Source organism: Bradyrhizobium ganzhouense, assembly GCF_049949285.1.
Lineage (GTDB): Bacteria > Pseudomonadota > Alphaproteobacteria > Rhizobiales > Xanthobacteraceae > Bradyrhizobium > Bradyrhizobium ganzhouense.
Genome location: NZ_CP181318.1, coordinates 1316359 through 1338810 on the forward strand (window position 1 = coordinate 1316359; position 22452 = coordinate 1338810).

At 62.7% G+C, this 22452-nt stretch carries 26 protein-coding genes and 1 pseudogene; 16 read left to right on the plus strand and 11 right to left on the minus strand.

All coding sequences use genetic code 11. The features are described 5' to 3' along the window. Positions 1 to 12: 12 nt before the first annotated feature. The 3 genes from ACLFLU_RS06140 to ACLFLU_RS06150 all read left to right on the plus strand — a co-directional run bounded on the left by ACLFLU_RS06140 (position 13) and on the right by ACLFLU_RS06150 (position 3627). Positions 13 to 1365, plus strand: coding sequence for an O-antigen ligase family protein (locus ACLFLU_RS06140; protein ID WP_426411424.1), 1353 nt, complete (start codon positions 13 to 15; stop codon positions 1363 to 1365). A gap of 152 nt (positions 1366 to 1517) precedes the next feature. Next, positions 1518 to 2663 carry a GNAT family N-acetyltransferase gene (locus tag ACLFLU_RS06145; RefSeq protein WP_426411425.1) on the plus strand — a complete coding sequence of 382 codons (1146 nt, stop codon included), beginning with the start codon at positions 1518 to 1520 and terminating at the stop codon, positions 2661 to 2663. A 79-nt stretch (positions 2664 to 2742) separates the two neighbouring features. Then, positions 2743 to 3627, plus strand: a complete 885-nt coding sequence (locus ACLFLU_RS06150; RefSeq protein ID WP_426411426.1) for a protein-L-isoaspartate O-methyltransferase family protein — start codon at positions 2743 to 2745, stop codon at positions 3625 to 3627. Between the two features lie 260 nt (positions 3628 to 3887). Here ACLFLU_RS06150 and wrbA read toward each other — a convergent pair whose 3' ends face one another. The 3 genes from wrbA to ACLFLU_RS06165 all read right to left on the minus strand — a co-directional run bounded on the left by wrbA (position 3888) and on the right by ACLFLU_RS06165 (position 6072). Continuing rightward, positions 3888 to 4487: an NAD(P)H:quinone oxidoreductase gene (wrbA, locus tag ACLFLU_RS06155; RefSeq protein ID WP_426411427.1), complete on the minus strand. Its 600-nt coding sequence runs from the start codon at positions 4485 to 4487 to the stop codon at positions 3888 to 3890. An 85-nt stretch (positions 4488 to 4572) separates the two neighbouring features. Then, positions 4573 to 5271 carry a pirin family protein gene (locus tag ACLFLU_RS06160; protein ID WP_426411428.1) on the minus strand — a complete coding sequence of 233 codons (699 nt, stop codon included), beginning with the start codon at positions 5269 to 5271 and terminating at the stop codon, positions 4573 to 4575. Between the two features lie 48 nt (positions 5272 to 5319). Then, complete coding sequence (locus ACLFLU_RS06165; protein ID WP_426411429.1) at positions 5320 to 6072, minus strand: SDR family NAD(P)-dependent oxidoreductase; 753 nt, start codon at positions 6070 to 6072, stop codon at positions 5320 to 5322. Between the two features lie 116 nt (positions 6073 to 6188). Between ACLFLU_RS06165 and ACLFLU_RS06170 the strand changes: the two genes are divergently transcribed. After that, entirely contained in the window at positions 6189 to 7124 is a 936-nt protein-coding gene (locus tag ACLFLU_RS06170) for a LysR family transcriptional regulator (RefSeq protein WP_426411430.1), read from the plus strand. Between the two features lie 64 nt (positions 7125 to 7188). Here the strand turns inward: ACLFLU_RS06170 and ACLFLU_RS06175 are convergent, their stop codons facing one another. Beyond that, positions 7189 to 7446 carry a hypothetical protein gene (locus ACLFLU_RS06175; protein WP_426411431.1) on the minus strand — a complete coding sequence of 86 codons (258 nt, stop codon included), beginning with the start codon at positions 7444 to 7446 and terminating at the stop codon, positions 7189 to 7191. A 95-nt stretch (positions 7447 to 7541) separates the two neighbouring features. Between ACLFLU_RS06175 and ACLFLU_RS06180 the strand changes: the two are divergent. Further along, positions 7542 to 7733 (plus strand): annotated as a pseudogene (locus tag ACLFLU_RS06180) (tripartite tricarboxylate transporter substrate binding protein); the annotation flags it as partial. 97 nt (positions 7734 to 7830) lie between these two features. Then, positions 7831 to 8187, plus strand: a complete 357-nt coding sequence (locus ACLFLU_RS06185) for a hypothetical protein (RefSeq protein ID WP_426411432.1) — start codon at positions 7831 to 7833, stop codon at positions 8185 to 8187. Positions 8188 to 8231: 44 nt separating this feature from the next. Here the strand turns inward: ACLFLU_RS06185 and ACLFLU_RS06190 are convergent, their stop codons facing one another. Continuing rightward, on the minus strand, positions 8232 to 9065 hold the full coding sequence (locus ACLFLU_RS06190) for an adenylate/guanylate cyclase domain-containing protein (protein WP_426411433.1): 834 nt from the start codon (positions 9063 to 9065) through the stop codon (positions 8232 to 8234). 275 nt (positions 9066 to 9340) lie between these two features. Here ACLFLU_RS06190 and ACLFLU_RS06195 point away from each other — a divergent pair, with 275 nt between their 5' ends. Together ACLFLU_RS06195 and ACLFLU_RS06200 are read left to right on the plus strand one after the other, a co-directional pair. Next, on the plus strand, positions 9341 to 9928 hold the full coding sequence (locus ACLFLU_RS06195) for a VOC family protein (protein ID WP_426411434.1): 588 nt from the start codon (positions 9341 to 9343) through the stop codon (positions 9926 to 9928). Positions 9929 to 10109: 181 nt separating this feature from the next. Further along, positions 10110 to 10331, plus strand: coding sequence for a hypothetical protein (locus tag ACLFLU_RS06200; protein WP_426411435.1), 222 nt, complete (start codon positions 10110 to 10112; stop codon positions 10329 to 10331). A 106-nt stretch (positions 10332 to 10437) separates the two neighbouring features. Here the strand turns inward: ACLFLU_RS06200 and ACLFLU_RS06205 are convergent, their stop codons facing one another. Both ACLFLU_RS06205 and ACLFLU_RS06210 read right to left on the minus strand, forming a co-directional pair. Continuing rightward, positions 10438 to 10905, minus strand: a complete 468-nt coding sequence (locus ACLFLU_RS06205) for a YbaK/EbsC family protein (protein ID WP_426411436.1) — start codon at positions 10903 to 10905, stop codon at positions 10438 to 10440. Positions 10906 to 11001: 96 nt separating this feature from the next. Beyond that, positions 11002 to 11733, minus strand: a complete 732-nt coding sequence (locus ACLFLU_RS06210) for a haloacid dehalogenase type II (RefSeq protein ID WP_426411437.1) — start codon at positions 11731 to 11733, stop codon at positions 11002 to 11004. 534 nt (positions 11734 to 12267) lie between these two features. Here ACLFLU_RS06210 and ACLFLU_RS06215 point away from each other — a divergent pair. From ACLFLU_RS06215 to ACLFLU_RS06225, 3 genes are all read left to right on the plus strand, one after another. Continuing rightward, positions 12268 to 12864, plus strand: a complete 597-nt coding sequence (locus tag ACLFLU_RS06215) for a superoxide dismutase (RefSeq protein ID WP_426411438.1) — start codon at positions 12268 to 12270, stop codon at positions 12862 to 12864. 71 nt (positions 12865 to 12935) lie between these two features. Beyond that, positions 12936 to 13529, plus strand: coding sequence for a hypothetical protein (locus tag ACLFLU_RS06220; protein WP_426411439.1), 594 nt, complete (start codon positions 12936 to 12938; stop codon positions 13527 to 13529). A 348-nt stretch (positions 13530 to 13877) separates the two neighbouring features. Beyond that, entirely contained in the window at positions 13878 to 14840 is a 963-nt protein-coding gene (locus tag ACLFLU_RS06225) for an alpha/beta fold hydrolase (RefSeq protein WP_426411440.1), read from the plus strand. Between the two features lie 290 nt (positions 14841 to 15130). Here the strand turns inward: ACLFLU_RS06225 and ACLFLU_RS06230 are convergent, their stop codons facing one another. After that, positions 15131 to 16141 carry a zinc-dependent alcohol dehydrogenase family protein gene (locus ACLFLU_RS06230; RefSeq protein ID WP_426411441.1) on the minus strand — a complete coding sequence of 337 codons (1011 nt, stop codon included), beginning with the start codon at positions 16139 to 16141 and terminating at the stop codon, positions 15131 to 15133. Positions 16142 to 16225: 84 nt separating this feature from the next. Between ACLFLU_RS06230 and ACLFLU_RS06235 the strand changes: the two genes are divergently transcribed. Continuing rightward, positions 16226 to 16573, plus strand: a complete 348-nt coding sequence (locus tag ACLFLU_RS06235) for a MerR family transcriptional regulator (RefSeq protein ID WP_148776352.1) — start codon at positions 16226 to 16228, stop codon at positions 16571 to 16573. 9 nt (positions 16574 to 16582) lie between these two features. Here ACLFLU_RS06235 and ACLFLU_RS06240 read toward each other — a convergent pair whose 3' ends face one another. Continuing rightward, positions 16583 to 17188, minus strand: a complete 606-nt coding sequence (locus tag ACLFLU_RS06240) for a TetR/AcrR family transcriptional regulator (protein ID WP_426413914.1) — start codon at positions 17186 to 17188, stop codon at positions 16583 to 16585. 215 nt (positions 17189 to 17403) lie between these two features. On the opposite strand from ACLFLU_RS06240, the gene ACLFLU_RS06245 reads away from it, so the two are divergent. Continuing rightward, positions 17404 to 18588, plus strand: coding sequence for an alpha/beta fold hydrolase (locus tag ACLFLU_RS06245; RefSeq protein WP_426411442.1), 1185 nt, complete (start codon positions 17404 to 17406; stop codon positions 18586 to 18588). Between the two features lie 71 nt (positions 18589 to 18659). Here ACLFLU_RS06245 and ACLFLU_RS06250 read toward each other — a convergent pair whose 3' ends face one another. After that, the gene (locus ACLFLU_RS06250; protein ID WP_426411443.1) at positions 18660 to 19544 is read right to left on the minus strand and encodes an amidohydrolase family protein; all 885 of its coding nucleotides are present in this window, start codon (positions 19542 to 19544) and stop codon (positions 18660 to 18662) included. A 304-nt stretch (positions 19545 to 19848) separates the two neighbouring features. On the opposite strand from ACLFLU_RS06250, the gene ykgO reads away from it, so the two are divergent. The 3 genes from ykgO to ACLFLU_RS06265 all read left to right on the plus strand — a co-directional run bounded on the left by ykgO (position 19849) and on the right by ACLFLU_RS06265 (position 21118). Next, positions 19849 to 19974, plus strand: a complete 126-nt coding sequence (ykgO, locus tag ACLFLU_RS06255; RefSeq protein WP_006611362.1) for a type B 50S ribosomal protein L36 — start codon at positions 19849 to 19851, stop codon at positions 19972 to 19974. A 119-nt stretch (positions 19975 to 20093) separates the two neighbouring features. Continuing rightward, positions 20094 to 20732, plus strand: coding sequence for a tetratricopeptide repeat protein (locus ACLFLU_RS06260; protein WP_426411444.1), 639 nt, complete (start codon positions 20094 to 20096; stop codon positions 20730 to 20732). Positions 20733 to 20857: 125 nt separating this feature from the next. Then, the gene (locus ACLFLU_RS06265) at positions 20858 to 21118 is read left to right on the plus strand and encodes a hypothetical protein (protein WP_426411445.1); all 261 of its coding nucleotides are present in this window, start codon (positions 20858 to 20860) and stop codon (positions 21116 to 21118) included. Positions 21119 to 21124: 6 nt separating this feature from the next. Here the strand turns inward: ACLFLU_RS06265 and ACLFLU_RS06270 are convergent, their stop codons facing one another. Then, positions 21125 to 22366 (minus strand): hypothetical protein, encoded by a 1242-nt coding sequence (locus ACLFLU_RS06270; RefSeq protein ID WP_426411446.1) that lies wholly within the window; start codon positions 22364 to 22366, stop codon positions 21125 to 21127. Between the last annotated feature and the right edge of the window lie 86 nt (positions 22367 to 22452).

The following is a 22452-nucleotide window of genomic DNA, read 5'->3' on the forward strand; positions in this document are numbered from 1 at the left end:
CGGCCTTGAGGCATGGATCGCAGCGCCGCAGAGATGACTGACGTGGAGGCCCGCTCGCTCGGCCATGCGCTGCGCGACGAGCTCGCGAAGCTGAACGTCGTCCAGATGGCGCGCTGCCTCGTTATGGTGGCGGCCCTGCTGCTCGTCATGATCACGCTCGATCCCTTCCCGGATCTGCGCAGCGAGGACGTCGCCACCGTCGTCGGTGGACGCATGGCGCTGAACTACATCACCTTCGGCCTGCTCGCCGCAGTCGGCGTGATGTTCGTTCTCACCACCGATGCGCCCGCGCTGAAGACCCTGGTGACGCCGCTGCATCTCTGCTTGGTCGGCTGGATGCTGATCAACGTCGTTCTGTCGGAGAGCCGCGAGGTCTCGATCCAGCGCTTCGTGCTCGCCGCGAGCGTGACCTCGCTCGCGGTGATCCTGCCGCTGTTGCCGCCGACGCAGCGGAGTTTCAACCTCTGCCTCGGCGGCGCCGCGCTGGTGCTGCTGGCGCTGTGCTTTCTCGGCGTCTTCTTCGCCCCGCAATATTCGATCCACAGCGCGCTCGACATCACCGAGCCGCAGCTCGCCGGCGACTGGCGCGGCAGCTTTGGCCACAAGAACGTCGCCTCGCCGGTGATGACCATCCTGGTCTATGTCGGCATTTACCTCTCTGCCATCGGCTCCTTCGTGATGGGGCCTGCGATCGCGCTGCTTGCCGGCATCTTCCTGATCTTCACCGGCGGCAAGACGTCGTCGGCGCTGTGCCTTTCCATTTATCTGCTGGCGTCCCTGGTCTACGTCACGCGCAGCCTGTGGTTGAAGCGGATCATCTGCTTCGCGCCGCTGATCTTGATGAATCTGCTGACGGTCGGCAGCGTCCTGAGCCCGGGACTTGGCAGCATCACGCGAGCGCTTCCGGTCGATCCTACCTTCACCGGCCGTTCCGACATCTGGGAGTTTGCGCTCGCAGCGGTGGCGGAAAAGCCGATCATCGGCCATGGCTATGCGGCGTTCTGGGACGACGTCACAGAGCGGCAGACCGCAAAAGGCTCCGAATGGGCGGTGACCGCGGCGCACAGCCACAACAGCTATCTCGACCTCGCCGTCACCATCGGCCTGCCGGGTCTGCTGCTGGTCGTGCTGATCTTTGTCCTCGCGCCGCTTCGCAATTTCCAGGAGACCCAGGCTCACAACCGCAGCAACGCATTGGGCAAGCTGTTCCTGACGATCTGGCTGTTCGGCCTGTATTTCGGAACGACCGAGACCTTCCTGCTCGAGCGGCAGAACCCGGTCTGGTTCATGTTCGCGCTCGCGGTCGCCGGGCTGCATTTCCTGGCCAGGTTCCAATGCGTCGCGCAATTGGAACCCGATCGCTGACAACTTGTCGCAGCCGCGCGTTTCAGATCGGGACACGGGGGACGTTGCGCGCGCTGCGACGGTATCGGCTTAACGATAAGCAGCGACGTAACTTGTGGTCTGCGACAAAACATAATCTATCTGGACACGTTCAGTGATTGTATGCCTCGCAAATGGCGTTTCTCAGCCTCGAGCAGCTAGATGGTCGGGTGTCCAGCGCGTCGGGAATCTCAGTCGATTTCGTGCGTGACTGGCGACAGGCCGCATTGCGCCTGAATGCGGGCCATCGCACCGCATTCCAGCATGGTTACTGGTTAAGCGCCTGGTACGAAGCCTTTCGTGGCGTCGCACCGCTGATCGCAATCATCACCGATCCGGCGACCGGCAAGGACATCGCGATGGTGCCGATGTTCAGCCATGTCAGGCGCGGCATCCGCGTCGTCGAGTTTGCCGATCTCGGCGTCTCCGACAACAACGCCCCGATCCTGGCTTGCGACGCAACCTTAGATGCGGCCGGCGCGCAGGCGATCGGCGCGGCGCTGGTCGATGGCTTGCGCGCCCTGCCCGATGGCTTCGACCTGCTGCGGCTGAAGAAGATGCCGGCCTATGTCGGCGCCAAGCCGAACCCGCTGGTGTCGCTCGGCCGTCCCGGCTCTTGCTCGCTCAACGGCAATCTCGTGCTGACCGGCGACGACTATGCGGACTATCAGGCGTCGATCAAGCGCATGCAGATGCCCCGCTGCTGGCGCGTGTTCAGCCGTCATGCCGGCGCGCGGTTCGAGATCGCCACTAACGTTGCCCGCGCGCATGAGCTCCTCGACGTCATGGACGTCCAGCAGCAGGAGCGCATGCAGCAGCTCGGCTCGCGCTTCGTGCTCAACGACGAGGCCCATGCCGAGTTCTACCGTGAGGTGACCCGCCAGGGCGTTGCCGAAGGCTATGCAATCGTCTCGGCGCTCGTCTGCGACGAGGGCATCGTCGCCACCACGCTCGGCGTCAGATACGGCGCAACGTATTTCCTGCTGCGCATCGGCCATGCCGGCAAAGCGTGGGCGAACTGTTCGCCGGGGCTGCTCGTGACCGAGCGCACCATGGCGGCGCTGCATGCGCAGGGCGTGCGGCGCTTCGATCTCAGCATCGGCAATCACGATTACAAGCGCCGCTTCGGCGCCGAGCCGGTCCCGCTGACCGATGTCAGCGTCGCGCTGTCCTGGCGCGGGCTGCCCTATGTGCTGCGCGACCACGCCGCCCAGGGCCTGCGCCGCCATCCAAGGCTCGCCGCCTTCGCAGCGCGCGCAATGGGCAAGGCCACACGCTAGAGCAGTCGACGCTCGCGGGTTGCAGGGTCACTCGAATATCGCAATGATCGTGCTATCGTCGCCACCGGCAGGAGGCGACATGGACGATCGTTCGGACAAGTTTCGCGCATTCTATGCGCAGTTGATCTGCGCTGCGGCCAAGGCCACGGACCCGCGCATCGAGCAGGCTTTTCGCAACGTGAGGCGCGAACCCTTCGCCGGACCCGGACCGTGGTCGATCTCGTTCGGCGGCCATCCTTACGTCGTGACGCCCGACGACGATCCCGCCTTTCTCTACCAGAACGCGCTGCTGGCGCTGGATCCGGCGCGTGGCGTCAATATCGGCATGCCCGGCGCGCACGCCTATTGGCTCAGCGGCTGCGGCGTCAGGGAGGGCGAGACCGTGCTGCAGATCGGCGCGGGCACCGGCTATTACACCGCCATTCTCGCCGAGCTCGCTGGGCCCAATGGCCGCGTCTATGCCTATGAGATCGACGAAGGCCTGGCTGCGCTTGCGCGCGGGAATTTGAAAGACATCGCCACGGTCGAGCTGCGCGAGCGCTCGGGCATTGCGTCCGATTTGCCTGAAGTCGACGTGATTTATGTCTGTGCAGGCGCGGCGCAGCCGGCCACGGAATGGCTCGCGGCGTTGCGCCCCGCCGGCCGGCTGGTGTTTCCGCTGGCGCCGGAGGGCGTGCTCGGCGGCATGCTGATGATCACGCGCCCGGAGCAGGGGGCCGCCTGGCCCGCCAAATTCCTGAGCCGCGCCCAGTTCATCGGCTGCGCCGGACTTCAGGATGCGGATGCCGGCAAGCGATTGGCCGAGGCATTCGCAAAGGGATGGGAGAGCGTGCAGTCGTTGCGGCGAGGGGACGCGCCCGACGAGAGCTGCTGGTTTGCCGGCGATGGCTGGTGGCTTTCAACCGCGCCCGCATCTGCGCCGGCGGTCAGCATCCCGGCGCACGGTGACATCACGCAGGCGTGAGTATTACGATCCCGTACAGCCCGCGCAGTGAAACCGGCCACGCGAGGCGCGGAACAGGCTGCGGCAGTACCAGCGGCGCGCTAGCGCCTGGGCCGGCCTGCGGATCATCTGCGCAATCAAGAGAAGTTCGAAAGCCATTCGTGTCGCAAGTCCTGGGAGTCGTAAGCCCTGTCGTTCCTGCAGACATAGATGGGGCGGCATTCCCTTCAGAGAATGCCGCCCCGATCGCATCAGCCATGCAGCTGTTGTGAAGCCCAGGCTTAACCGTGCAGCTTTTTCGCGGTCTCAGCGATCTGGCGCCCCTGATAGCGCGCGCCGGCGAGCTCATTGGCACTGGGCTGGCGGCTGCCGTCGCCGCCAGTGATCGTGGTGGCGCCATAGGGCGCACCACCGGTGATCTCGTCGAGCTTCATCTGGCCGGCAAAGCCGTAGTTCATGCCGACGATCACCATGCCGAAATGCAGCAGGTTGGTGATGATCGAGAACAGCGTCGTCTCCTGGCCACCATGCTGGGTCGCGGTCGAGGTGAAGGCGCCGCCGACCTTGCCGTGCAGCGCGCCCTTCATCCAGAGCCCGCCGGCCTGGTCGAGGAAGTTCGCCATCTGCGAGGACATCCGGCCGAAGCGGGTGCCGGTGCCCACGATGATCGCGTCGTAATTGGCGAGGTCCTCGATCTTGGCGATCGGCGCGGCCTGATCGACCTTGTAGTAGGAGGCCTTGGCGACCTCGGCCGGCACCAGCTCGGGCACGCGCTTGATGTCGACGGTGGCGCCGGCTTCGCGCGCGCCTTCAGCAACGGCATTCGCCATCGCTTCGATGTGGCCATAGGCGGAATAATAGAGGACGAGAACTTTGGTCATGGTGGTCTCCGTTGATTGGATGTGATGGGTTCGTTGTGGTGGACGTGGATGGCCGGAATAAGTCCGGCCATTGTGGCGATCTTCGTTACGCGGCGTCGACGAGCACGAACTCGGAGTCTTCGAGCGCCGTGATCTTCAGCCTGGCCTCGTCGCGGATCGCGGCGCCGTCGCGGGCATTGACGCGCACGCCGTTGATCTCGACCGCGCCTGCCGCCGGCACCAGATAAAGGTGACGCGCCTTCTGCGGTTCGTACTCCGCGCTCTCGCCGGCCTTCAGCGTGGTGGCGAGCACCCGCGCATCGGCACGGATCGGCAGCGCGTCCTTATCGCTCGCGTCGCCGCTCGCAATGGTGACGAGCTTGCCGGAGCGATCCGACTTCGGAAACGGTTTTGAGCCCCAGGTCGGCTGACCGCCGCGCAAGGTCGGCTCGATCCAGATCTGGAAGATTCGGGTCTTGGTCGGCTCGAGGTTGTACTCGGAGTGGCGGATGCCGCTGCCGGCGCTCATCACCTGCACGTCGCCGGCTTCAGTGCGGCCCTCGTTGCCGAGGCTGTCCTGATGGGTGATCGCACCTTCGCGCACATAGGTGATGATTTCCATGTTGGCGTGGGGATGGGCGGGAAAGCCGGTGTTCGGCGCGATCTCGTCGTCGTTCCACACCCGCAAGGCGCCGTGACCCATGTTGTTCGGGTCATAGTGGCTCGCGAAGGAGAAGTGATGCTTGGCCTTGAGCCAGCCGTGATCGGCGCCGCCAAGTTTGTTGAAAGGTCTGAGTTCGATCATGGAAGTGATTCCCTGATTGGAGGGGGAGGGGAGGGGGTGGGTTTGGGGTTAGGCGCCAAACCCGCCGTCGACATTGAGCACGGTGCCGGTGACGAAGGAGGCTTCCGGGCTTGCGAGGAAGACGATTCCGGCGGCGACTTCCTCGGGACGGCCGAAGCGCTGCAGCGCGTGCTGCTTGCGCTGGGTCTCGGCGAACTCGCCGCCATCCTTCGGGTTCATGTCGGTGTCGATCGAGCCCGGCTGCACCACGTTGACGGTGATGCCGCGCGGGCCGAGGTCGCGCGCCGCGCCCTTGGTGTAACCGACCACGGCCGACTTGGTGGCGACGTAGTCGGCCAGGCCGGGGAACGAGGCGCGGTCGGCGAGCATCGAGCCGACGGTGACGATGCGTCCGCCTTCACCCATCAATTGCGAGGCGGCGCGGATCGCCGCGATCACGCCATGCACGTTGACCTGGTCCTGCCGGTCCAGTGCGGCCGTGTCGGCGTTGGCGTCGTCGGTTGCGCCGCCATTGGCGACACCGGCGTTGTTGACGAGGATGTCGAGATGGCCGAATTCCTTGGCGACATCGTTCACGAGCTTGGTCACGTCCTTGGCGGAGGCCTGGTCCGCCTTAAAGGCGCGGGCCTTGACGCCCCGGGCCTTCAGTTCGCTGACGACGGCTTCAGCCTTTTCGGGCGAGGCGACGTAGCTGATGGCGACATCTGCGCCTTCATCGGCAAGAGCGCGGGCCGAGGCCGCGCCGATGCCGCGCGAACCGCCGGTGACGAGGGCAACCTTGCCTGAGAGCTTCTTGGCCATTGGATTTCTCCAGTCCTGAATGTCTGATGACCCTTGGATAAGCCTCCGCCCGTGGTATAGAAATAGAAACTGTCGAAACACATTGTTTCCTTAACTATCCTGATTGGACCCTCGCCATGGCAAGACTCCCCGATTTCGAGGCGCTCGCGATTTTCGCAAAAGTCGTGGAGTTACGGTCGTTTGCAGGGGCTGCGAGCGAGCTGACAATGTCCAAGGCGACTGTCTCCAAGGCGGTCACCCGGCTGGAGGAGCGACTCGGCGCCCGACTGTTCAACCGCACCTCGCGCCGGCTGGCCCTGACCGATGCCGGGCACAAGCTCGCCGATCGCGCCACGCGCCTGCTCGCCGACGGTGAGGCGGCGGAGAACGAGGCGCTGGCGCAATCGGTGGCGCCGCGCGGCCTGGTGCGGCTCGCCGTGCCCATGACGTTCGGAGTCAAGGCGGTCGCGCCGCTGTTGCCGGAGTTTTTCGAGACCTATCCGGAAGTCTCGATCGATCTGCATTTGAGCGATGCGACCATCGATCTCATTGGCGAAGGCTTTGACATGGCGGTGCGGATCGCGCGGCTGCCGGATTCGTCACTGATCGCGCGGCGGCTCTTCACCATGCCACGCTTCACCGTGGCCGCGCCGTCTTACCTGAAGAAACACGGCCGGCCGACGCATCCGATGCATCTCGCCGAGCACAAATGCTTCAGCTACGCGTATCTGTTGACGGCCAATGTCTGGCACTACACCAATTCCGCCGGCGAGCAGGCGAGCGTCCGCCCCGGCGGCCTGCTTCGCGTCAACAATGGCGAAGCCGTGATGCCGTCCCTGATCGCCGGCCTCGGCATCGCGGAGCTCCCTGAATTCATCGTCGGCGATGCAATTTCATCCGGCGCCGTCGAAGTGATCCTGAAGGACTGGAAACAGGCCGAAGGCGCCGTGCACCTCGTGACCCCACCTGGCGGCCCGCGCCCCGCGCGCGTCGAAGCGCTCGGCGATTTCCTCGCAGCGAAGCTGCCGGGCACGTGCAAGCCGAGGCCGAAGAAGGGTGGCAAAACCGGTTAGCTACCTTGGTGGGCACGGCGCTGCGCGCCTTTGCCTACCCTACGGCATCTCGCCTTGCGTTCGACTACGGCACCTTCACGCCGTCGATTGCGACAATGCGCAGGCTCGGCTTCAACGTCTTGTCCAACTGCGACTTCAAGTCATGAACACGCGGGTCGGTCGAGCGCGCGGCGCACGCCGCGTATTGATGCACCGATTGCGCCAGGGCTCGCCGTGCTTCCGGCGTTCGCGTCACTTCTGGCTTCGAGAGCCGCAGGACGATCGCTGCGAGGTTCACCAGCATCTCGTCCAGGGCCACGTCGATGGTCGCAAGATTCCGCATCACTCACTCCCTGGGAGGGCAACAGCGGGTCGAGCGATGCGTTCCAGGCCGGACCGAACATGGTCAATACTTCGTAAACAGCTTGTTCTTGCCGGTTGCCGGCGCCGATCGCGAGCCGCCTGCGCGAGGCCATGGCGCAGATGATGACGAGCCCTGACGTGCTCAAGACCTCCGATGCCTCAGGCAGTCTGGTCGCCTATCAGGATGCGCCGGCGTTCTCCGACTTCGTCGCGACCGATAGCGCGCGGCTGATCGCGGCGGTGAAGAAGGTCGGCCGGGTCGAGTAGGTTCCAGCCGAATTTTCACATTTTTTTGTTGGGCCAGAACCTGACTGCGTCTCATTGATTAACGACAAATCGGGGGACTCGAGAAGGAATTGGGACCATGCGAACAGAGCGAATTGCGCTGGGTGTGGCGCTTGTGATCGGCGGCATCGGCGCGCAGAGCGCTGCGTTCGCCGAGGAATATCGCGGAACCATGGAGCAGCAGATGGCCTGCACGCCGGATGTCTGGCGCTTGTGCAGCGATCAGATTCCGGATGTCAGCCGCATCACGGCTTGCCTGCAGCAGAACACGCCGCAGCTCTCCAGCGCGTGTCGCGCCGTGTTCCAGTCCAACAACCAGATGCCGCCACAGCAGCCGATTCCGCGCAATCGGGCTGCGCCGCCGCCGCGCTATAACAACGCGCCGCCGCCACTTCAGCAGATGCAGCCGCGGCCCTATGACAATGACGACGATTAGCCCCGCGCAGCGCGAGGCGCGAACATGCGGTCGTGCCGCCTCGTTCAGCGCTCGCCCTTGCTGTCCGATTCAGGTCGATGCCCCAGCACCGTCCGCAGGACGACAACGCAGAGAATGGCTGCGACTGGCCAATGAAACCAGATCTTATGCGCGCCCGTGAACAGATTGATCAGAATCAAAAAGGTCGACACCGTGAGGCCCGCCTTAACCGGGCGGGGCAGCTTCGCTAGCCAATCCGAGACGACACCGATCCGCAAGGATGGCTCGTGCCTGTCACCTGTCCGCTGAACACCAGCTTCCTGCCGTCGAGTTGGGCTCTCGTTGACCGCGAAGCTCCCTTGCCCGGCGGTTCGGCCGCTCATGGTCACCCGATAGCTCGTCACGGGGGCAACGTTCTTCATAGGCCGCTGGCCGAGACAGTCGAAGCCAACGGACAGTTTGTTGTGCACCTGGTCGTAGACCGAGCTCGAGATCACGACGCCGCCGGGGTCGGCGAGTTCTTGCAGCCGCGACGCGATGTTGACCCCGTCGCCATAGATGTCGGAGCCGTCCACCATCACATCGCCGAGGTTGATGCCGATGCGAAACCGCATTGGGTTTGCGTCAGGCGGGTCCGAATCCTGATTGGAAATTTCCTGCTGGATCTCGACCGCGCATTGCACGGCCTCGACGACGCTGGCGAACTCGGCGATCACGGCATCGCCCCAGGTATTTACGATGCGGCCGTCATGACGCTCGACCAATCCCGCAATGGCCGTGCGGTAGCGGCGAAGCGTCTCCAGCGTTCTCGTCTCGTCCGCCTCCATGAGGCGGGAATAGCCGTACACATCAGCGCACAGCACGGTGGTCAGTCTTCGTTTCACCTTGTCGTCGGTCATGGTCCCTATGGTAACCTTCCTGACCGGCAAATGCATCAGGCATCGCACGACATCGTCGGTCTGAGGTCATCCGGACTTTGCTCGGCGCCTGCCTCGTCCGCTGCTCTTTGCCAATCTGAGACACGGATGGCGCGGAACGTGGGCACTTTGGCGAAGCCCCCGCACCGAGCACAGCTAAATTGGCGTCCTCGCGCCCGGCATGCACCGCCTGATGGCGACGCCTGCCGAGCGCCGGTCGGGACCACGTGAAAATTCGTCCTAACAAGGAGAGATCCGTGACAAGCGAGATCAACCAGCCCACGCTGCATCACGTCAACCTCAAGACCACGCGTCTGCAGGAGATGATCGACTGGTATGGCACAGTCGTCGGATCAAAGCCGAACTTCCAGTTTCCGGGTGGTGCCTGGCTCACTAACGACGGCGCCAATCATCGCATCGCGCTGTTGACGTCTTCTGGGATGAGCGACGATCCGGACAAGCTGGTGCATACCGGCTTGCACCACCTCGCGTTCGAGTATGCGGATTTCAACGACTTGCTCGATACGTACGCGCGGCTGCGCGAACTCGGTATCAAGCCGCACATGTCGCTCGATCACGGCGTCACGACGTCGTTCTATTACGTCGATCCGGACGGCAACAGCGTCGAGCTGCAATACGACAATTTCGACGACTGGAACAAGTCGTCAGAATGGATGCGGACCTCGAAGGAATTTGCGAGTAATCCGATCGGCGTGCCGGTCGATCCGTCGAAGATGGTTGTGGCCCGCAACGGCGGGGCGTCCCGTGACGACCTGCATCGCGGGGCCTTCGCCGGCGAATTTCCGCCCTCCGAGCCCTTCGATCCGCGTGTGCCGCTGGATTGACGATGGTCCGACTTAAGGCCTGTGCTCGCAGACATCGACCCATTCGGCCGTGGTCAGCTCGGCCAATCGCGCCATCGCGGTTCAGCGACCGGCCGTCCCGTCCCGAAACCGTCATAGCTGTGCAACGAATTGCCGTCAGCCAAGTTGATTGTGGTCGGAAGCTGTGGATCGGAGGAATGTCATGTCCATGACCAAGATTCCTGCTGCACTTTTCGTGATTGGCGCGATATTGCTTGGCGTACCTGCAATGGCTGCTCCGGCCACTCCTTTGTCCGGAGCCGCCAAGCCGATGATGCAGGAGAGCGACCTGGTGCAAGCGCGTTTCGGCTGGTGGCACTGGCACTGGGGCCATTCGCATCGTGTAGGCTATCGCTGCCGTCCCTACTGCGGCTGGGGCGGCTAGGTGAGGTCACCTCAACTTCGGACCTGTCGCCACATCTGCATTGTTGGCTCATCGCTTCAGTTGGCGCCACCGCTAACGGCGCTATCAAGGTGTACTCGCGCCCGAGTTACGGCCTGTGCTCGCAGACGTCGACCCATTCTGCGGCGGTCAGCTCGGCCATCCGCTCGGGCGTGATGCGCACGGCGCTGTGGGTCGAGCCCGCGGCCGGCACCACGACGTCGAACGCCTTCAGCGAGACGTCACAATAGACCGGCAGCGGTGATTTCAGCCCGAACGGGCAGACGCCGCCGACCTCGTGGCCGGTGATCTCGGCGACCTCTTCCAGCCCCAGCATCTTCGGCTTGCCGCCGAATTGCGCCTTCACCTTCTTGTTGTCCATGCGCGAGGTGCCGGCCGCGACGATCAGGATCACCTGCTCGCCGACCCGCAAGGACAGCGTCTTGGCGATCATACCGGGCTCGACGCCATAGGCTTCCGCAGCCAGCGTCACGGTCGCCGAGCTGATCGGGGATTCCATGACTGTGATGTCGGGGGCTTTCTCGGCGAAGAAGGCGCGAACGGATTCCAGGCTCATTCCAGTCAGCTCATCGAGGACTTACGGGCGGGCAGCGATCCCCGGGTCATCCCTGGATGATCTCCGGGTCATCTCTAGATGATCCCCGGGTCATCTCTAGATGATCCCGGGCAGCTCCGAAAGCGAACGGACACGATAATCCGGCGTAAAGCCGAGCTCGTCCATCTGGGTGCGGATCGCCCTAAACATCGTCAGCGGTGCCACGAGTTCGTTCTCGACGCAAGCCAGCGCCATCGCCTCCGGCGTCACCCGCTCGATCCAGGCGACGTTGAGCCCGAACGCTTTCGCGCCGGCCACGTCCCAAGGATTGGAGGAGACGAACAGCACCTCACCCGGCGCAGTGCCGAGCACCTCGGCGATCAGCTCATAGGCCTGCGGGCTCGGCTTGAAGATCTTCTTCGCATCGACGCTGATGGTGGCATCGAGCAGGCGGTCGAGGCCGGAGTTGCGCGCCAGCGCGTTCAGCATCTCCGGGCTGCCATTGGAGAGGATGGCAAGCTTGCGCGGTTTTAGCGCGGCGAGCGCGGCGGTCGCGTCCGGATAGAGATCGAGATGCAGATATTTTTCGATGACGCGCTCGAAGGCCTCGTTCTCCCAGGCAAGCCCGAGCACCCGAAGCGTATAGGCCAGCGAGTCGCGCGTGACGGCAGAAAAATCCTGGTAGCGCCGCATCAGCGAGCGCAACCAGGTGTATTCGAGCTGCTTGATCCGCCAGACCTGCGTGATGATCTCGCCGTAGCCCGGGAACGCATCCTCGGTGATGTCAGCCACCGACTGGATGTCGTAGAGCGTTCCGTAGGCGTCGAAGACGACGGCTTTGAGGCTCATTGGCTCGCTCCTTTGGGATCTTTGCGGGGGCGCACGGACAATACCGAAACGGCCCGGTGCGCGACAAGGTCGGAACCTTCTTCAAAAAATCGTCACCCCGTCGACCTCGCGCGGAAGATTGACACTGCCGCCGGCAGGCGTTTAATTCGGGGCACGGGGATTTGCGATCTCCCCGCGAGGCGACATGCCCAAGTATCGCGTCCTGGTCACCAAGGACGCCGCATGTCTTCTTTCATCTCGATCTCATCAGAGAAATTGTCCAGTCAATTGGTGCCGCCAGCGCGCCGACCCTCGTCGATGTCCGTATCGACGAGGGCCGCGCGGCCTATTTGCGCACGCGACAAGACGGCGAGCACCAAGAGCTAGCGAGCACACGGGGCACGTTGGGGCGACGATCAAGTGGAGGACTCCATGACCACGAATACCGACCGCCGAGACTTCATCAGGGGCGTTGGGGCCGCCGCGGCATCGACCGCAATACTCGCGGGGACGCAAGCCCTTGCGCAAGCCAATCAGCCAGCAGGAGCCATGCCAATGACATACCAGCCCAAGCCGATGCCGTTCGATCCGAAATCCATTGCCGGCATCTCGGAGAAGGTGCTCGTCAGCCACTACGACAACAACTATGTCGGCGCCGTAAAGCGGCTCAACGCGATCGGAGCGCAACTCGCCGAGCTCGACTTCGCGAAAGCTCCGAACTTCGTCATCAACGGCCTGAAGCGCGAGGAACTCGTCGCGTCAAACTCGATGATCCTCCACGAAATCTATTTCGACGGGCTCGGCGGTGCCGGCAAGCCGAGCACGCCACTTGCCGACGCGATCGCGCGCGATTTCGGCAGCATGGAGCGGTGGCGCGCGGAGTTCTCCGCCATGGGCAAGGCCGAAGGCGGCGGCTCCGGCTGGGTGATTCTTTCCTACTCGCCGCGCGACAAGCGGCTGGTCAATCAGTGGGCCGCCGACCACACGACGACGCTGGCCGGCGGCCGCCCCGTGCTGGTGCTCGACATGTATGAGCACGCCTATCACATGGATTATGGCGCCGCGGCTGCGAAATATGTCGACATCTACATGGAAGCGATCAAATGGGACAACGCTGCAACACTGTACGATCAATACAGGCGGGAAGCTTAGACGTCGTGCGAAAAATCAGCGTAGCGCTCTTCGGGGCGGCGTTGTTCCTATTGTTGGTGGAAGGAAACGCGATGGCAGAAACTGTAGATTTTGACAACGCAGCAACCGGCGCAGCGCCCGAAGGCTGGACTCTGACGATGACCGGTCGTGGCCAGCCCAAATGGACGGTCGAGGTGGAGTCGACGGCGCCAAGCAAGCCGAACGTCCTGAAGCAATCCGGTCAGGCGACGTTTCCAGTGGCGCTCAGGAACGGCACCAGCATCCTGGACGGGTTCGTCGAGGTCAAGTTCAAGGCGATCGCAGGCTCCGAGGATCGTGCGGCCGGTATTGTCTGGCGCGCAAAGGATGCCGACAATTACTATGTCGTGCGGGCCAACGCGCTTGAAGACAATGTCGTGCTCTACAAGACGATCAAGGGTGTTCGCAGCGCGCTCGATATCGTCGGCCGGAAAGGCGGCTACGGCGTCAAGGTATCGGTGCCATCAGGTCAATGGCATTCCCTACGTTGCGAATTCGCGGGAAAGCTATTCAAGGTGACGTATGACGGCAAGCCGATGTTCGAGGTCGAGGACGAATCGATAAGGGACGCCGGCATGATCGGCTTGTGGACCAAGGCCGACAGTGTCACCGTATTCGACGACCTGACATACGGTGCGCTGAACTAAGGGCGTGGACTCATTAGCACGCAGCCAAATTCGGATTGATGCGAGCTTGACGAAAGCAACCCCCGGTGACCGGTCGCGGTCCTGTTAATGCTCTGAATTTACTTCCGCTTCCGGCGGCATAAGGGACATTGCCGGATTGCTGCTGGCCCGGCCCCGTCGCGAATGACCCGAAGCCGACCTTGCGCCGATGCTGCCGGAGGCGGGCGCGGGCTCGAAAATAAATTCGTAGAGCATGTCGTTTTGGCGGTCCGCCGTTCGACTGGGTGTCGGCGGAGCCCCTTCGGTTGTGGCTGGAGCTCACAATGTGACTGATTAGCTATCAGATCACTGATCTTGCGGAGGTTGGCAATGACGATCTCGCTTCGATTTATAGAGACAAATGGCATTCGAATGCACCTGGCCGAAGCAGGGAGCGGCCCCACCGTGCTTCTCTGCCATGGCTTTCCGGAGTGCTGGTATTCGTGGCGGCACCAATTGGAAGCGCTCGCTGCCGCCGGATATCGCGCCATCGCGCCCGACATGCGTGGTTACGGGCAGACGGACAAACCGGATGCGATCGATCAATACACTCTATTGCATTTAACCGGAGACATGGTCGGATTGCTCGACGCGATCGGCACGGATCAAGCAGTCGTTGTCGGACATGATTGGGGAGCGCCGGTCGCTTGGCGCTGCGCCCTGTTTAGACCGGATCGATTTAGGGCTGTCGTTGGCTTGAGCGTGCCGTTTCCGGTGCGTGGACCCGACCGACCAAGCGCTGTCATGCCGAGGGCCGAAAAGCAGCGCTTCTATCAACTGTATTTCCAGACGCCGGGCGTTGCCGAGGCAGAACTCGAAAAAGACGTCCACAACGCAATCAAGACGACATTGTTCGCCCTATCTGGCGATGCGCCGGTTGAGGATCCTGCGTCGCTCACGATGCTTTCTAGTGAGGGGGGGTGGCTTGATGGGAAGCCTACAACCCAATCATTGCCGACGTGGCTCACGGACAGTGACATCGAATTTTACGTTGAGGAGTTCAAGCGCACCGGCTTTGGAGGAGGTTTGAATTGGTATCGCAACATTGATCGCAATTGGGAGTTGCTCGCACCATGGTCCGGCGCAAAGGTTAAGGTCCCGGCACTCTATGTCGTTGGCGATCGAGACGGGGTTTACAGATCGCCGAGCTGGAGCCATCTCGTCCCTAGCCTGAAACAGTTCGTGCCCTTGCTTCGCGAGACAATAGTCTTGAAAGGTTGCGGTCATTGGACTCAGCAAGAGCGCGCCAAAGACGTAAGCAATGCGCTCCTGGAATTCCTGAAACAGTTATAGATCGCGAACGGGGACTTGCGTAGACGCGGCAAGCAACGGAATGTCGCATTTTTGGCCCATCGCGTCATTTCGCTGCGATGCGGAAGTTGATCGCTACCGGGGCATAGCGGGCTCTCGCGAGCCGTCAGCTCGGCCGATTTATGGGTTCACGGCCTAGGTCAACGTCGGCGTCGACCCGCTCACGTCGGAGAAGCCATGCTCGCCCGAACCCTGCTTGACGCACGGACAAGGCGTCATGATATCGATCCAAGGAGGAAAGGCGCTTTTGACGCCATTCCGCCCGCGGCGAACTAAAGCTTCACGACGACCTTGCCGAAATGTGAGCCGCTCCGCAGGTGAGCATAGGCTTCAGGGACTTCGTCGAAGCCGTAGACCCGATCGACAATCGGGTGAATGGCATGTGCGGTCAGGAATCGATTCATCGCGGCGAAATGTGCGACCGATCCGACAGTGACACCGATGATGTCGGCATTCTCCCACTGAAGCCGCGCGAGGTCTGGCTTCGGGCCGAACCCCGTCAAGACTCCGATCTGAATGATCTTGCCGCCCGAAGCGACCGATCGCAGCGATCGGTCATAGGTGCCGGGACCGCCGAGTTCGAGGATATGACTGGCGCCTGCGCCATCCGTCGCTTTCATCAGGGCGACATCCCAGTCGGGCGTGTCGCGGTAGTTGATGAGGATCGAGCCGCCGAGCGCCTTGGCACGGGCAAGCTTTTCGTCCGAGGAGGAGATCACAATCGCGCGTGCTCCCAGCGCCGCTGCGAATTGAAGTCCGAACAGCGCGACGCCGCCCGTTCCCTGGACGAGCAGCGTGTCGCCTTTGCCCATTCCGCCGCGTGCGACGAGGCCGTGCCAGGCTGTGACGCCGGCGCAGGGCAAGGTCGCCGCTTCGACCGCGGACAGGTGCGTCGGCACGGCGACGAACGCGGTTGCCGGCAGCACGACATACTCTGACAGCATGCCGTCCGTCTTGTCGCCACCGAGAGATGACGCAACGTAGCTGGCCTTGAAAGGCCCGGAGACCCAATCGCGAAAGAACGATGCGGCGACACGGTCGCCCGCGCGCCATTGCGTGACGCCGTGGCCGATGGCGTCAACGATGCCGGCGCCGTCGCTGAGCGGCACGCGGCCGTCGAGCCCGCCTGGGCCCGCCCGGTCGAGGATGAGGAGGTCGCGGTAGTTGAGACTGGCCGCTTCGACACGGATGCGAACTTCTCCGTCAGCGGGCTCAGGTTCGTCGAGATCGACGCGCACAAGGCGGCCGCGACCGGCATGGCCATTCAAATGGTAGGCTTTCATCGTTGCACCCTTAACAAGCGGCATGACTTGGACGAGCACAGTCTGTAGGGTCTGACAGCACTGTCAGGGTCAAGAGGTTTTCAGATGAAAATTGGCGAACTCTCCCGGAGGACGGGGGTCAGTGTCCGGATGCTGCGTTATTACGAAGGCGAAGGCTTGCTGGCGCCGCAGCGGACCGGATCCGGTTATCGCGACTATGGCCCGGCGGAGGAGGAGACCGTGCGGCGGATCAAAATGCTCGGTTCAGCCGGGATGACGCTCGAGACGATCCAGCAATTGCTTCCGTGTGTGCGGAACAACGATCCGGCCTTCACCCCGTGCAATGAGCTGCGAAGAATACTCGCCCAGCAGGTCGGCCTGATCGACGAACGTATCGAGACACTCAGTCAGAGCCGGACAATTCTGGCCGGCTATCTGGCAAGCGTGAACTGATCGCGCCTCTCATAGCGAGAACATTGGGCCCGGATCACCCCGCGGGGCGGCCCACCTCTGGACACTAACATCCGCCAGCGCCTGGAATATAGCCGGCGTGCGTTCCAGGCGGGCGATCGTTCGCGCGCCTTCGAGGGCGGCTACCAATGCGGCTGCGGTAGAGGATGCGCGCGCGGGAGCGAAACCGCATCCTCTAAAATGCTCCGCAATAATCTCGGTCGAATCAACAAATCCGCGCGCTACCCGTTTGGTCAGCTCAGCGTCGAGCGCTGGCAGCTCATTCGCCAGATTTTGCATGAGACATCCATACTGGAAATCAGAGGCAACCATTTCGGCCGCGAATGTGCCGAAAATCTGCTGAACAAAATTCAGAGCATCGCCCGCCGTATTCGCCGAGATATCGCGCAATACAGCAATTCTACTCGCAACGTAATGATCGATTGCTTCTTCCGCGAGCTGTGCCTTGCCGCGTGGAAAGTGAAAGTAGAACGATCCTTTGGGCGCACCGCTTTCTTCAATGATCTGGGTCAATCCAGTCGCCGTGTAGCCTTGGATGCGAAACAGTCGTTCGGCCGTGGCAATCGCGCGAGCGCGGGCGTCAGTCTTACGGGGCATGCCGTGGACATAACACGTTTCGCTTGACGCTTCTATGGTGATCGCCATACTATGGTGGTCGCCATAGAAAAAATCCGGCGGTGCGGTTCATTATGAATCATCCAGTCAGTTCCAAGCCATCGGCGTCCCGACGAGCCGTCCTGGCGATGGGCGCGGCCAGCCTGGTTGCGGCTTCACTTCGGCCGGCCCGCGCAAACCCCTTAGGAGGAACTGATTTGACCACATCACCATATGGCGGCGGAACGCTTCCCAAGGGGATCCGCTCGCGCATGATCCATGGGGTCAACGGCCTCGATGTCCATATTCTCGAGGCCGGTTACGAAAGCCCCGGCCGGCCGCTCGCGCTGCTTCTGCACGGCTTTCCGGACTTGGCTTACGGCTGGCGACACCTGATCCCAATTCTGGCTGACGCCGGGTACCATGTCGTGGCGCCCGACCAGCGGGGCTTTGGCCGCACCACCGGTTGGGTGAACGGCTATGACGCCCCGCTCAAACCCTTCAGCCTCTTGAACATGACGCGTGACGCCCTCGGATTGGTTTCGGCGTTGGGGTATCGGCGAACGGCAATGCTCGTCGGGCACGACTTCGGCTCGCCCGTGGCAGCCTATTGTGCGCTGGCCCGACCTGACGTCTTTCCATCGGTGGTGCTGATGAGCGCACCGTTCCCCGGTCCGCCGGCGCTTCCATTCAACACTGCGGAAAGCGAGGCATCGTCGGTTCAATCGAACACCGAAAATCAAAAGTTGGCGGCCGCGCTGGCGGCGCTGGATCCGCCGAGAGAGTATTACCAACAATACTTGAGCACACGGGAGGCGAACGATGACATGTCGCACCCCCCTCAAGGCTTACACGCGTTTCTTCGTGCATTCTTCTACGTCAAGAGCGCTGACTGGCCGGGAAATAAGCCGCATCCGTTGAAGGCGCGAACCGCCATAGAGCTTGCACAAATGCCGACCTATTACGTCATGGATCTCGGCAAGACGATGTCTCAGACCGTCGCTCCATTCCACCCTTCCGCCGCCGAGGTCCTGGCCTGCAAATGGCTCACCGAGCCGGAACTTGGTGTGTACACGGAGGAGTATGGCCGCACTGGGTTTCAAGGCGCCCTGCAGGCTTATCGCGTCTTTTCCGACCCTGACCTGAACGCTGAGTTGCGCCTGTTTTCGGGCAAGACGATCGATGTCCCGTCGCTCTTCATCGGCGGGAAGAGCGATTGGGGCACCTATTCGGCGCCGGGCGCGCTCGACCTTATGAGGACGAAGGCGGCGACGAGGATGGGTGACATCGAGCTGATCGACGGCGCCGGTCACTGGGTCCAACAGGAGCAGCCGGTTCGACTCAGCACGCTCCTGCTCGCCTTCATCAAGGACGTAGGTGAGGCGGATCACACCAGCCGTTAGATCGGGGAATGCGCGAGAGCTTCGGTCACAGGGATCGAAGCCCTCAATGCGCTGCGGTGACGCGCGCCTGCTTAGATCCCCAAAATCTTGCGCGCGTTGGCCTTCAGCACCTTCGGCCGGATCTCGTCGCGGATCTCGATCTTGGCGAAGTCCGACAGCCAGCGGTCCGGCGTGATCACCGGCCAGTCCGAGCCGAACAGCATCTTGTCCTGCAGGATCGAGTTGATATAGCGCACCAGGATCGGCGGGAAATATTTCGGCGACCAGCCCGAGAGGTCGATATAGACGTTCGGCTTGTGGGTCGCGACCGACAGCGCCTCTTCCTGCCAGGGGAAGGAGGGGTGGGCGAGGATGATCTTGAGGTCGGGGAAATCGACCGCGACGTCGTCCATGTACATCGGGTTGGAATATTTCAGCCGCATGCCCATGCCGCCGGGCATGCCCGAGCCAACGCCGGTCTGGCCGGTGTGGAACAGCGCGATCGCGCCGCCATTGTTGATCTCTTCGTAGAGCGGGTAGGCCATGCGATCGTTGGCGTAGAAGCCCTGCATGGTCGGATGGAATTTGAAGCCGCGCACGCCGTATTCCTCGATCAGCTTGCGTGCCTCGCGCACGCCGAGCTTGCCCTTGTGCGGGTCGATCGAGACGAAGGGGATGAGCACGTCGAGATGGTCGGAGGCGATCTCCAGCATCTCTTCATTTTTGTAACGGCGGAAGCCGGTCTCGCGTTCGGCATCGACCGGGAAGATCACCGCGGCGATGTTCTTGGAGCGGTAGTAGGCCGCGGTCTCCGGCACGGTCGGCGGATGCTTGTGCGGCGACTTGAAGTAGTCGGCCATCTGCGCCTGGAAATCGTCATAGCCGTCATCGGGATGGGTGCCGCAGGGTTCTTCGGCATGGGTATGAATGTCGATGGCGACGACATCGTCGATGTTCGGCAGCTTCAGCTTCGGCATTGGTGTCCTCCCGACAGGTTGCCAAATTGATTATATGATATAACGAATTTGGCAAGCGAACCTTGGCGCGCGGGAGCGGATAGATCTGGCCGATCCGGCCGTTTCTACTGTGCATGGGGTTGTTTTCACGAATTTGCCGGTTCGGAACCGGGCAGTTAACATTGACATGACCTCCCGCAATGCCTTAAGAACCGCCCCGTCCCGGGCGGTCGGTCCGCCAGCGGGAAAGATCTCATTTTGCCACATTCGCGCGTGCCGAAACGGTAGTGCCGAACACGGCCTTTCGAACGTTCAGGATTCTGCCATGAAGGTCCGTAACTCGTTGAAGTCGCTGCGCGGTCGCCATCGCGCCAACCGCCTGGTCCGCCGCAAGGGCCGGGTCTATGTGATCAACAAGGTGCAGCGCCGCTTCAAGGCTCGCCAGGGCTGATCTGCCAAAAGGCTGATCCCTGCCGAGGGCCTTACGCGCGCCCCGCAAGACCACGGTCTCACACGAGTTTGACGCCGCCCTGCTTTGCAAGGGCGGCTTTGCGCGTTTAGACTTTGACCATGGCAGTGAGATTCCCTTTCGCGCGTACGCTGTGTCTGGCCCTGGTTCTCGGAACGGCCGGCCTCGCGCCGGCGCTGGCGCAGGATGATCCGGCCCCGCCGGCGAAACAGCAGAAGAAGCTGCCGGAGGCGCCGGCCAAGCTGCCCAAGGCCGAGCGCACCAAGAATCTCGATTTCCTGTTCGGCGCGCTGAAGGCCGCCCCCGACGAAGACAGCGCCAAGCATGTCGAGGCGCGGATCTGGGCGATCTGGCTGCAGACCCCGAGCGACACCGCGGCATTGTTGATGGCGCGGGCCAAGGCGGCCGTCGACGCGAAGAAGATCGAGGTCGCGATCAAGCTTTTGGATGCGGTCATCAAGCTTCGGCCCGACTACATCGAAGCCTGGAACCGGCGCGCCACGCTCTATTACATGCAGAACGACTATGCCCGCTCGCTCGCCGACATCCGCGAGGTGCTGATCCGCGAGCCCCGTCATTTCGGCGCGCTCGCAGGCCTCGGCATGATCATGCAGGACGTCGGCGACGAGAAGCGCGCGCTCGAGGCCTATCGCAAGGCGCTCGCCGTCAATCCGCACCTCGAGAAGATCCCCGATCAGGTGAAGGCCTTGACCGAGAAGGTCGAAGGCCGCGACATCTAGCCGATAACTCGATCATTTTTTGAGCGGTTGCGGCGCCCGCCGATTAACCACGATCGGAGGCGCAACGTCGCCAGGACTATTGCCGGCGCCGCCGCAGGTCTACCTGCATGGCAGGAGCAAAAGCCATGAAGCGTCTGATCCTTGCTTGTAGCTTGCTGTTGGCGTCAGGAACGATGAGCCTTGCCGACGGATTGTTCTGGGTGGTCGGCAATCAGGCCACCGGCAAATGCAATATCGTGACCAGCAATCCGGTCATCAACGGCGACATCTGGTTCGGCGACGGTCCTTACAAATCGAAGGACGATGCCAAGCTGGCACGCTCGACCATTCGCGCCTGTCCCGCGCTCACGCCCGACGAGCAAAAGGCCGAGGACGGCGCGGGCTGAGCCAACTCAGGCTGCCGCCGTCGGCCGTTCCTTGGTCCAATAGCTCGCCGGCGATGGCGCTGCGGGAATCAATCTCGCGCCACGCTTGCCGGCCATCTGCGTCGTGATCTCGCAAATGTCCTGCACCGAGCGCTGCATGGAGAGACGTGGATAGGTCTCGGCGAGCGTCGCGGCGGTCGCCGCCTGCGCCGCCTGGGGATCATCAAGCACGGCCTCGACGGCTGCCGCAATGCTATCGGCATCGTGGCCGAAGCCGAAGCGGGAGAGGCGCGGGAAATTCGCCTGCGAAAAGCTGTTGGCGTCGAAGATCGGCACGGTCGAGGCGCCGAGCGCGAAGAACACGCGGTCATGCACCGAGAGATCGACATTGGGATTGAGCGAGGCTGCGCCGAGATATGTTCCGAGCGTTTCGCGCAGCGTGTCGAACGGCATGGCGCCGAGGAAACGGGCATGACGCGTCTCGGCCTGGAAATCCTCCCAGCCGCCGCCGATGAAATCCACCGGATATTTGGACAGCACGGCACCGACCTCACGGGTCCTGACCGCCCGCGTGTAATTGTCGAGGCGTGTCAGGATCGCATTGAAGACATCGCCGCCGGGCGTGAGATGGACGAGATGCTCGGCCGCCACGTTGCAGATGATCTCGGGAAAGGCGGAGCAGTTCTTGCCACGCGCAGCAGCGATCGCATCGAACAGGATGGCGAACAGTTTTGGTGGCAACGCCTTGCGCCAGGAGCGCTCGAGTTTGGCTGGATTCCAATCGGACTTGGCGAAGACGATCCGGCCGTTGCGCCTGTCGGCCGGCTGGGCGCCGAAGAAGCCGGGATCCGGGATGCCGATATGGGCCCCGAACGCTGCGCCATTGGCATGCAGATGGTCACGGTTGAACGCGGCATGATCCGGAAACACGTAGCCGTGCACGACGTAAGGGCTGTCCAGCCGGTGGCGGCGCACGAAATAGGAGGGGTGATCGCAGTTCCAGTTGAACACGGGAATCTGCGCCGCGTCCCAGAGCAGCTTGCCTTCCTTGGCGTAGATCTCGAGGCCGATTCCCGACATCACGAGCGCCATCATCTCGTCGCGCCGCGGCAGCAGGGCCTCCATCCGCGCCGGCGTGTCGGGCGCCTCCAGATCGAGGATCTTCACCTCATGGCCGAGCCGGTCGAGCTCGGCCCCCGCCATGAGGAGGATGCCGCGAACCGATTGATAAGCGCTGTTGGTCGCTGACAGGATGCAGATCAAAGCCATGGTCGACGGTCTCCGAGCATTGGCGTCGCCCGGCTTGCCGATCGCACCGCCGTCGCGCCCCGACTGTTGAACGATCCGGGGCGGCC

Coding starts and splice junctions, on each gene's coding strand:
- ACLFLU_RS06140 (WP_426411424.1), top strand. CDS start 13: ATGGATCGCAGCGCCGCAGAGATGACTGACGTGGAGGCCCGCTCGCTC.
- ACLFLU_RS06145 (WP_426411425.1), top strand. CDS start 1,518: ATGGCGTTTCTCAGCCTCGAGCAGCTAGATGGTCGGGTGTCCAGCGCG.
- ACLFLU_RS06150 (WP_426411426.1), top strand. CDS start 2,743: ATGGACGATCGTTCGGACAAGTTTCGCGCATTCTATGCGCAGTTGATC.
- wrbA (WP_426411427.1), bottom strand. CDS start 4,487: ATGACCAAAGTTCTCGTCCTCTATTATTCCGCCTATGGCCACATCGAA.
- ACLFLU_RS06160 (WP_426411428.1), bottom strand. CDS start 5,271: ATGATCGAACTCAGACCTTTCAACAAACTTGGCGGCGCCGATCACGGC.
- ACLFLU_RS06165 (WP_426411429.1), bottom strand. CDS start 6,072: ATGGCCAAGAAGCTCTCAGGCAAGGTTGCCCTCGTCACCGGCGGTTCG.
- ACLFLU_RS06170 (WP_426411430.1), top strand. CDS start 6,189: ATGGCAAGACTCCCCGATTTCGAGGCGCTCGCGATTTTCGCAAAAGTC.
- ACLFLU_RS06175 (WP_426411431.1), bottom strand. CDS start 7,446: ATGCGGAATCTTGCGACCATCGACGTGGCCCTGGACGAGATGCTGGTG.
- ACLFLU_RS06185 (WP_426411432.1), top strand. CDS start 7,831: ATGCGAACAGAGCGAATTGCGCTGGGTGTGGCGCTTGTGATCGGCGGC.
- ACLFLU_RS06190 (WP_426411433.1), bottom strand. CDS start 9,065: ATGACCGACGACAAGGTGAAACGAAGACTGACCACCGTGCTGTGCGCT.
- ACLFLU_RS06200 (WP_426411435.1), top strand. CDS start 10,110: ATGTCCATGACCAAGATTCCTGCTGCACTTTTCGTGATTGGCGCGATA.
- ACLFLU_RS06205 (WP_426411436.1), bottom strand. CDS start 10,905: ATGAGCCTGGAATCCGTTCGCGCCTTCTTCGCCGAGAAAGCCCCCGAC.
- ACLFLU_RS06210 (WP_426411437.1), bottom strand. CDS start 11,733: ATGAGCCTCAAAGCCGTCGTCTTCGACGCCTACGGAACGCTCTACGAC.
- ACLFLU_RS06215 (WP_426411438.1), top strand. CDS start 12,268: ATGACATACCAGCCCAAGCCGATGCCGTTCGATCCGAAATCCATTGCC.
- ACLFLU_RS06220 (WP_426411439.1), top strand. CDS start 12,936: ATGGCAGAAACTGTAGATTTTGACAACGCAGCAACCGGCGCAGCGCCC.
- ACLFLU_RS06225 (WP_426411440.1), top strand. CDS start 13,878: ATGACGATCTCGCTTCGATTTATAGAGACAAATGGCATTCGAATGCAC.
- ACLFLU_RS06230 (WP_426411441.1), bottom strand. CDS start 16,141: ATGAAAGCCTACCATTTGAATGGCCATGCCGGTCGCGGCCGCCTTGTG.
- ACLFLU_RS06235 (WP_148776352.1), top strand. CDS start 16,226: ATGAAAATTGGCGAACTCTCCCGGAGGACGGGGGTCAGTGTCCGGATG.
- ACLFLU_RS06240 (WP_426413914.1), bottom strand. CDS start 17,188: ATGCCCCGTAAGACTGACGCCCGCGCTCGCGCGATTGCCACGGCCGAA.
- ACLFLU_RS06250 (WP_426411443.1), bottom strand. CDS start 19,544: ATGCCGAAGCTGAAGCTGCCGAACATCGACGATGTCGTCGCCATCGAC.
- ykgO (WP_006611362.1), top strand. CDS start 19,849: ATGAAGGTCCGTAACTCGTTGAAGTCGCTGCGCGGTCGCCATCGCGCC.
- ACLFLU_RS06260 (WP_426411444.1), top strand. CDS start 20,094: ATGGCAGTGAGATTCCCTTTCGCGCGTACGCTGTGTCTGGCCCTGGTT.
- ACLFLU_RS06265 (WP_426411445.1), top strand. CDS start 20,858: ATGAAGCGTCTGATCCTTGCTTGTAGCTTGCTGTTGGCGTCAGGAACG.
- ACLFLU_RS06270 (WP_426411446.1), bottom strand. CDS start 22,366: ATGGCTTTGATCTGCATCCTGTCAGCGACCAACAGCGCTTATCAATCG.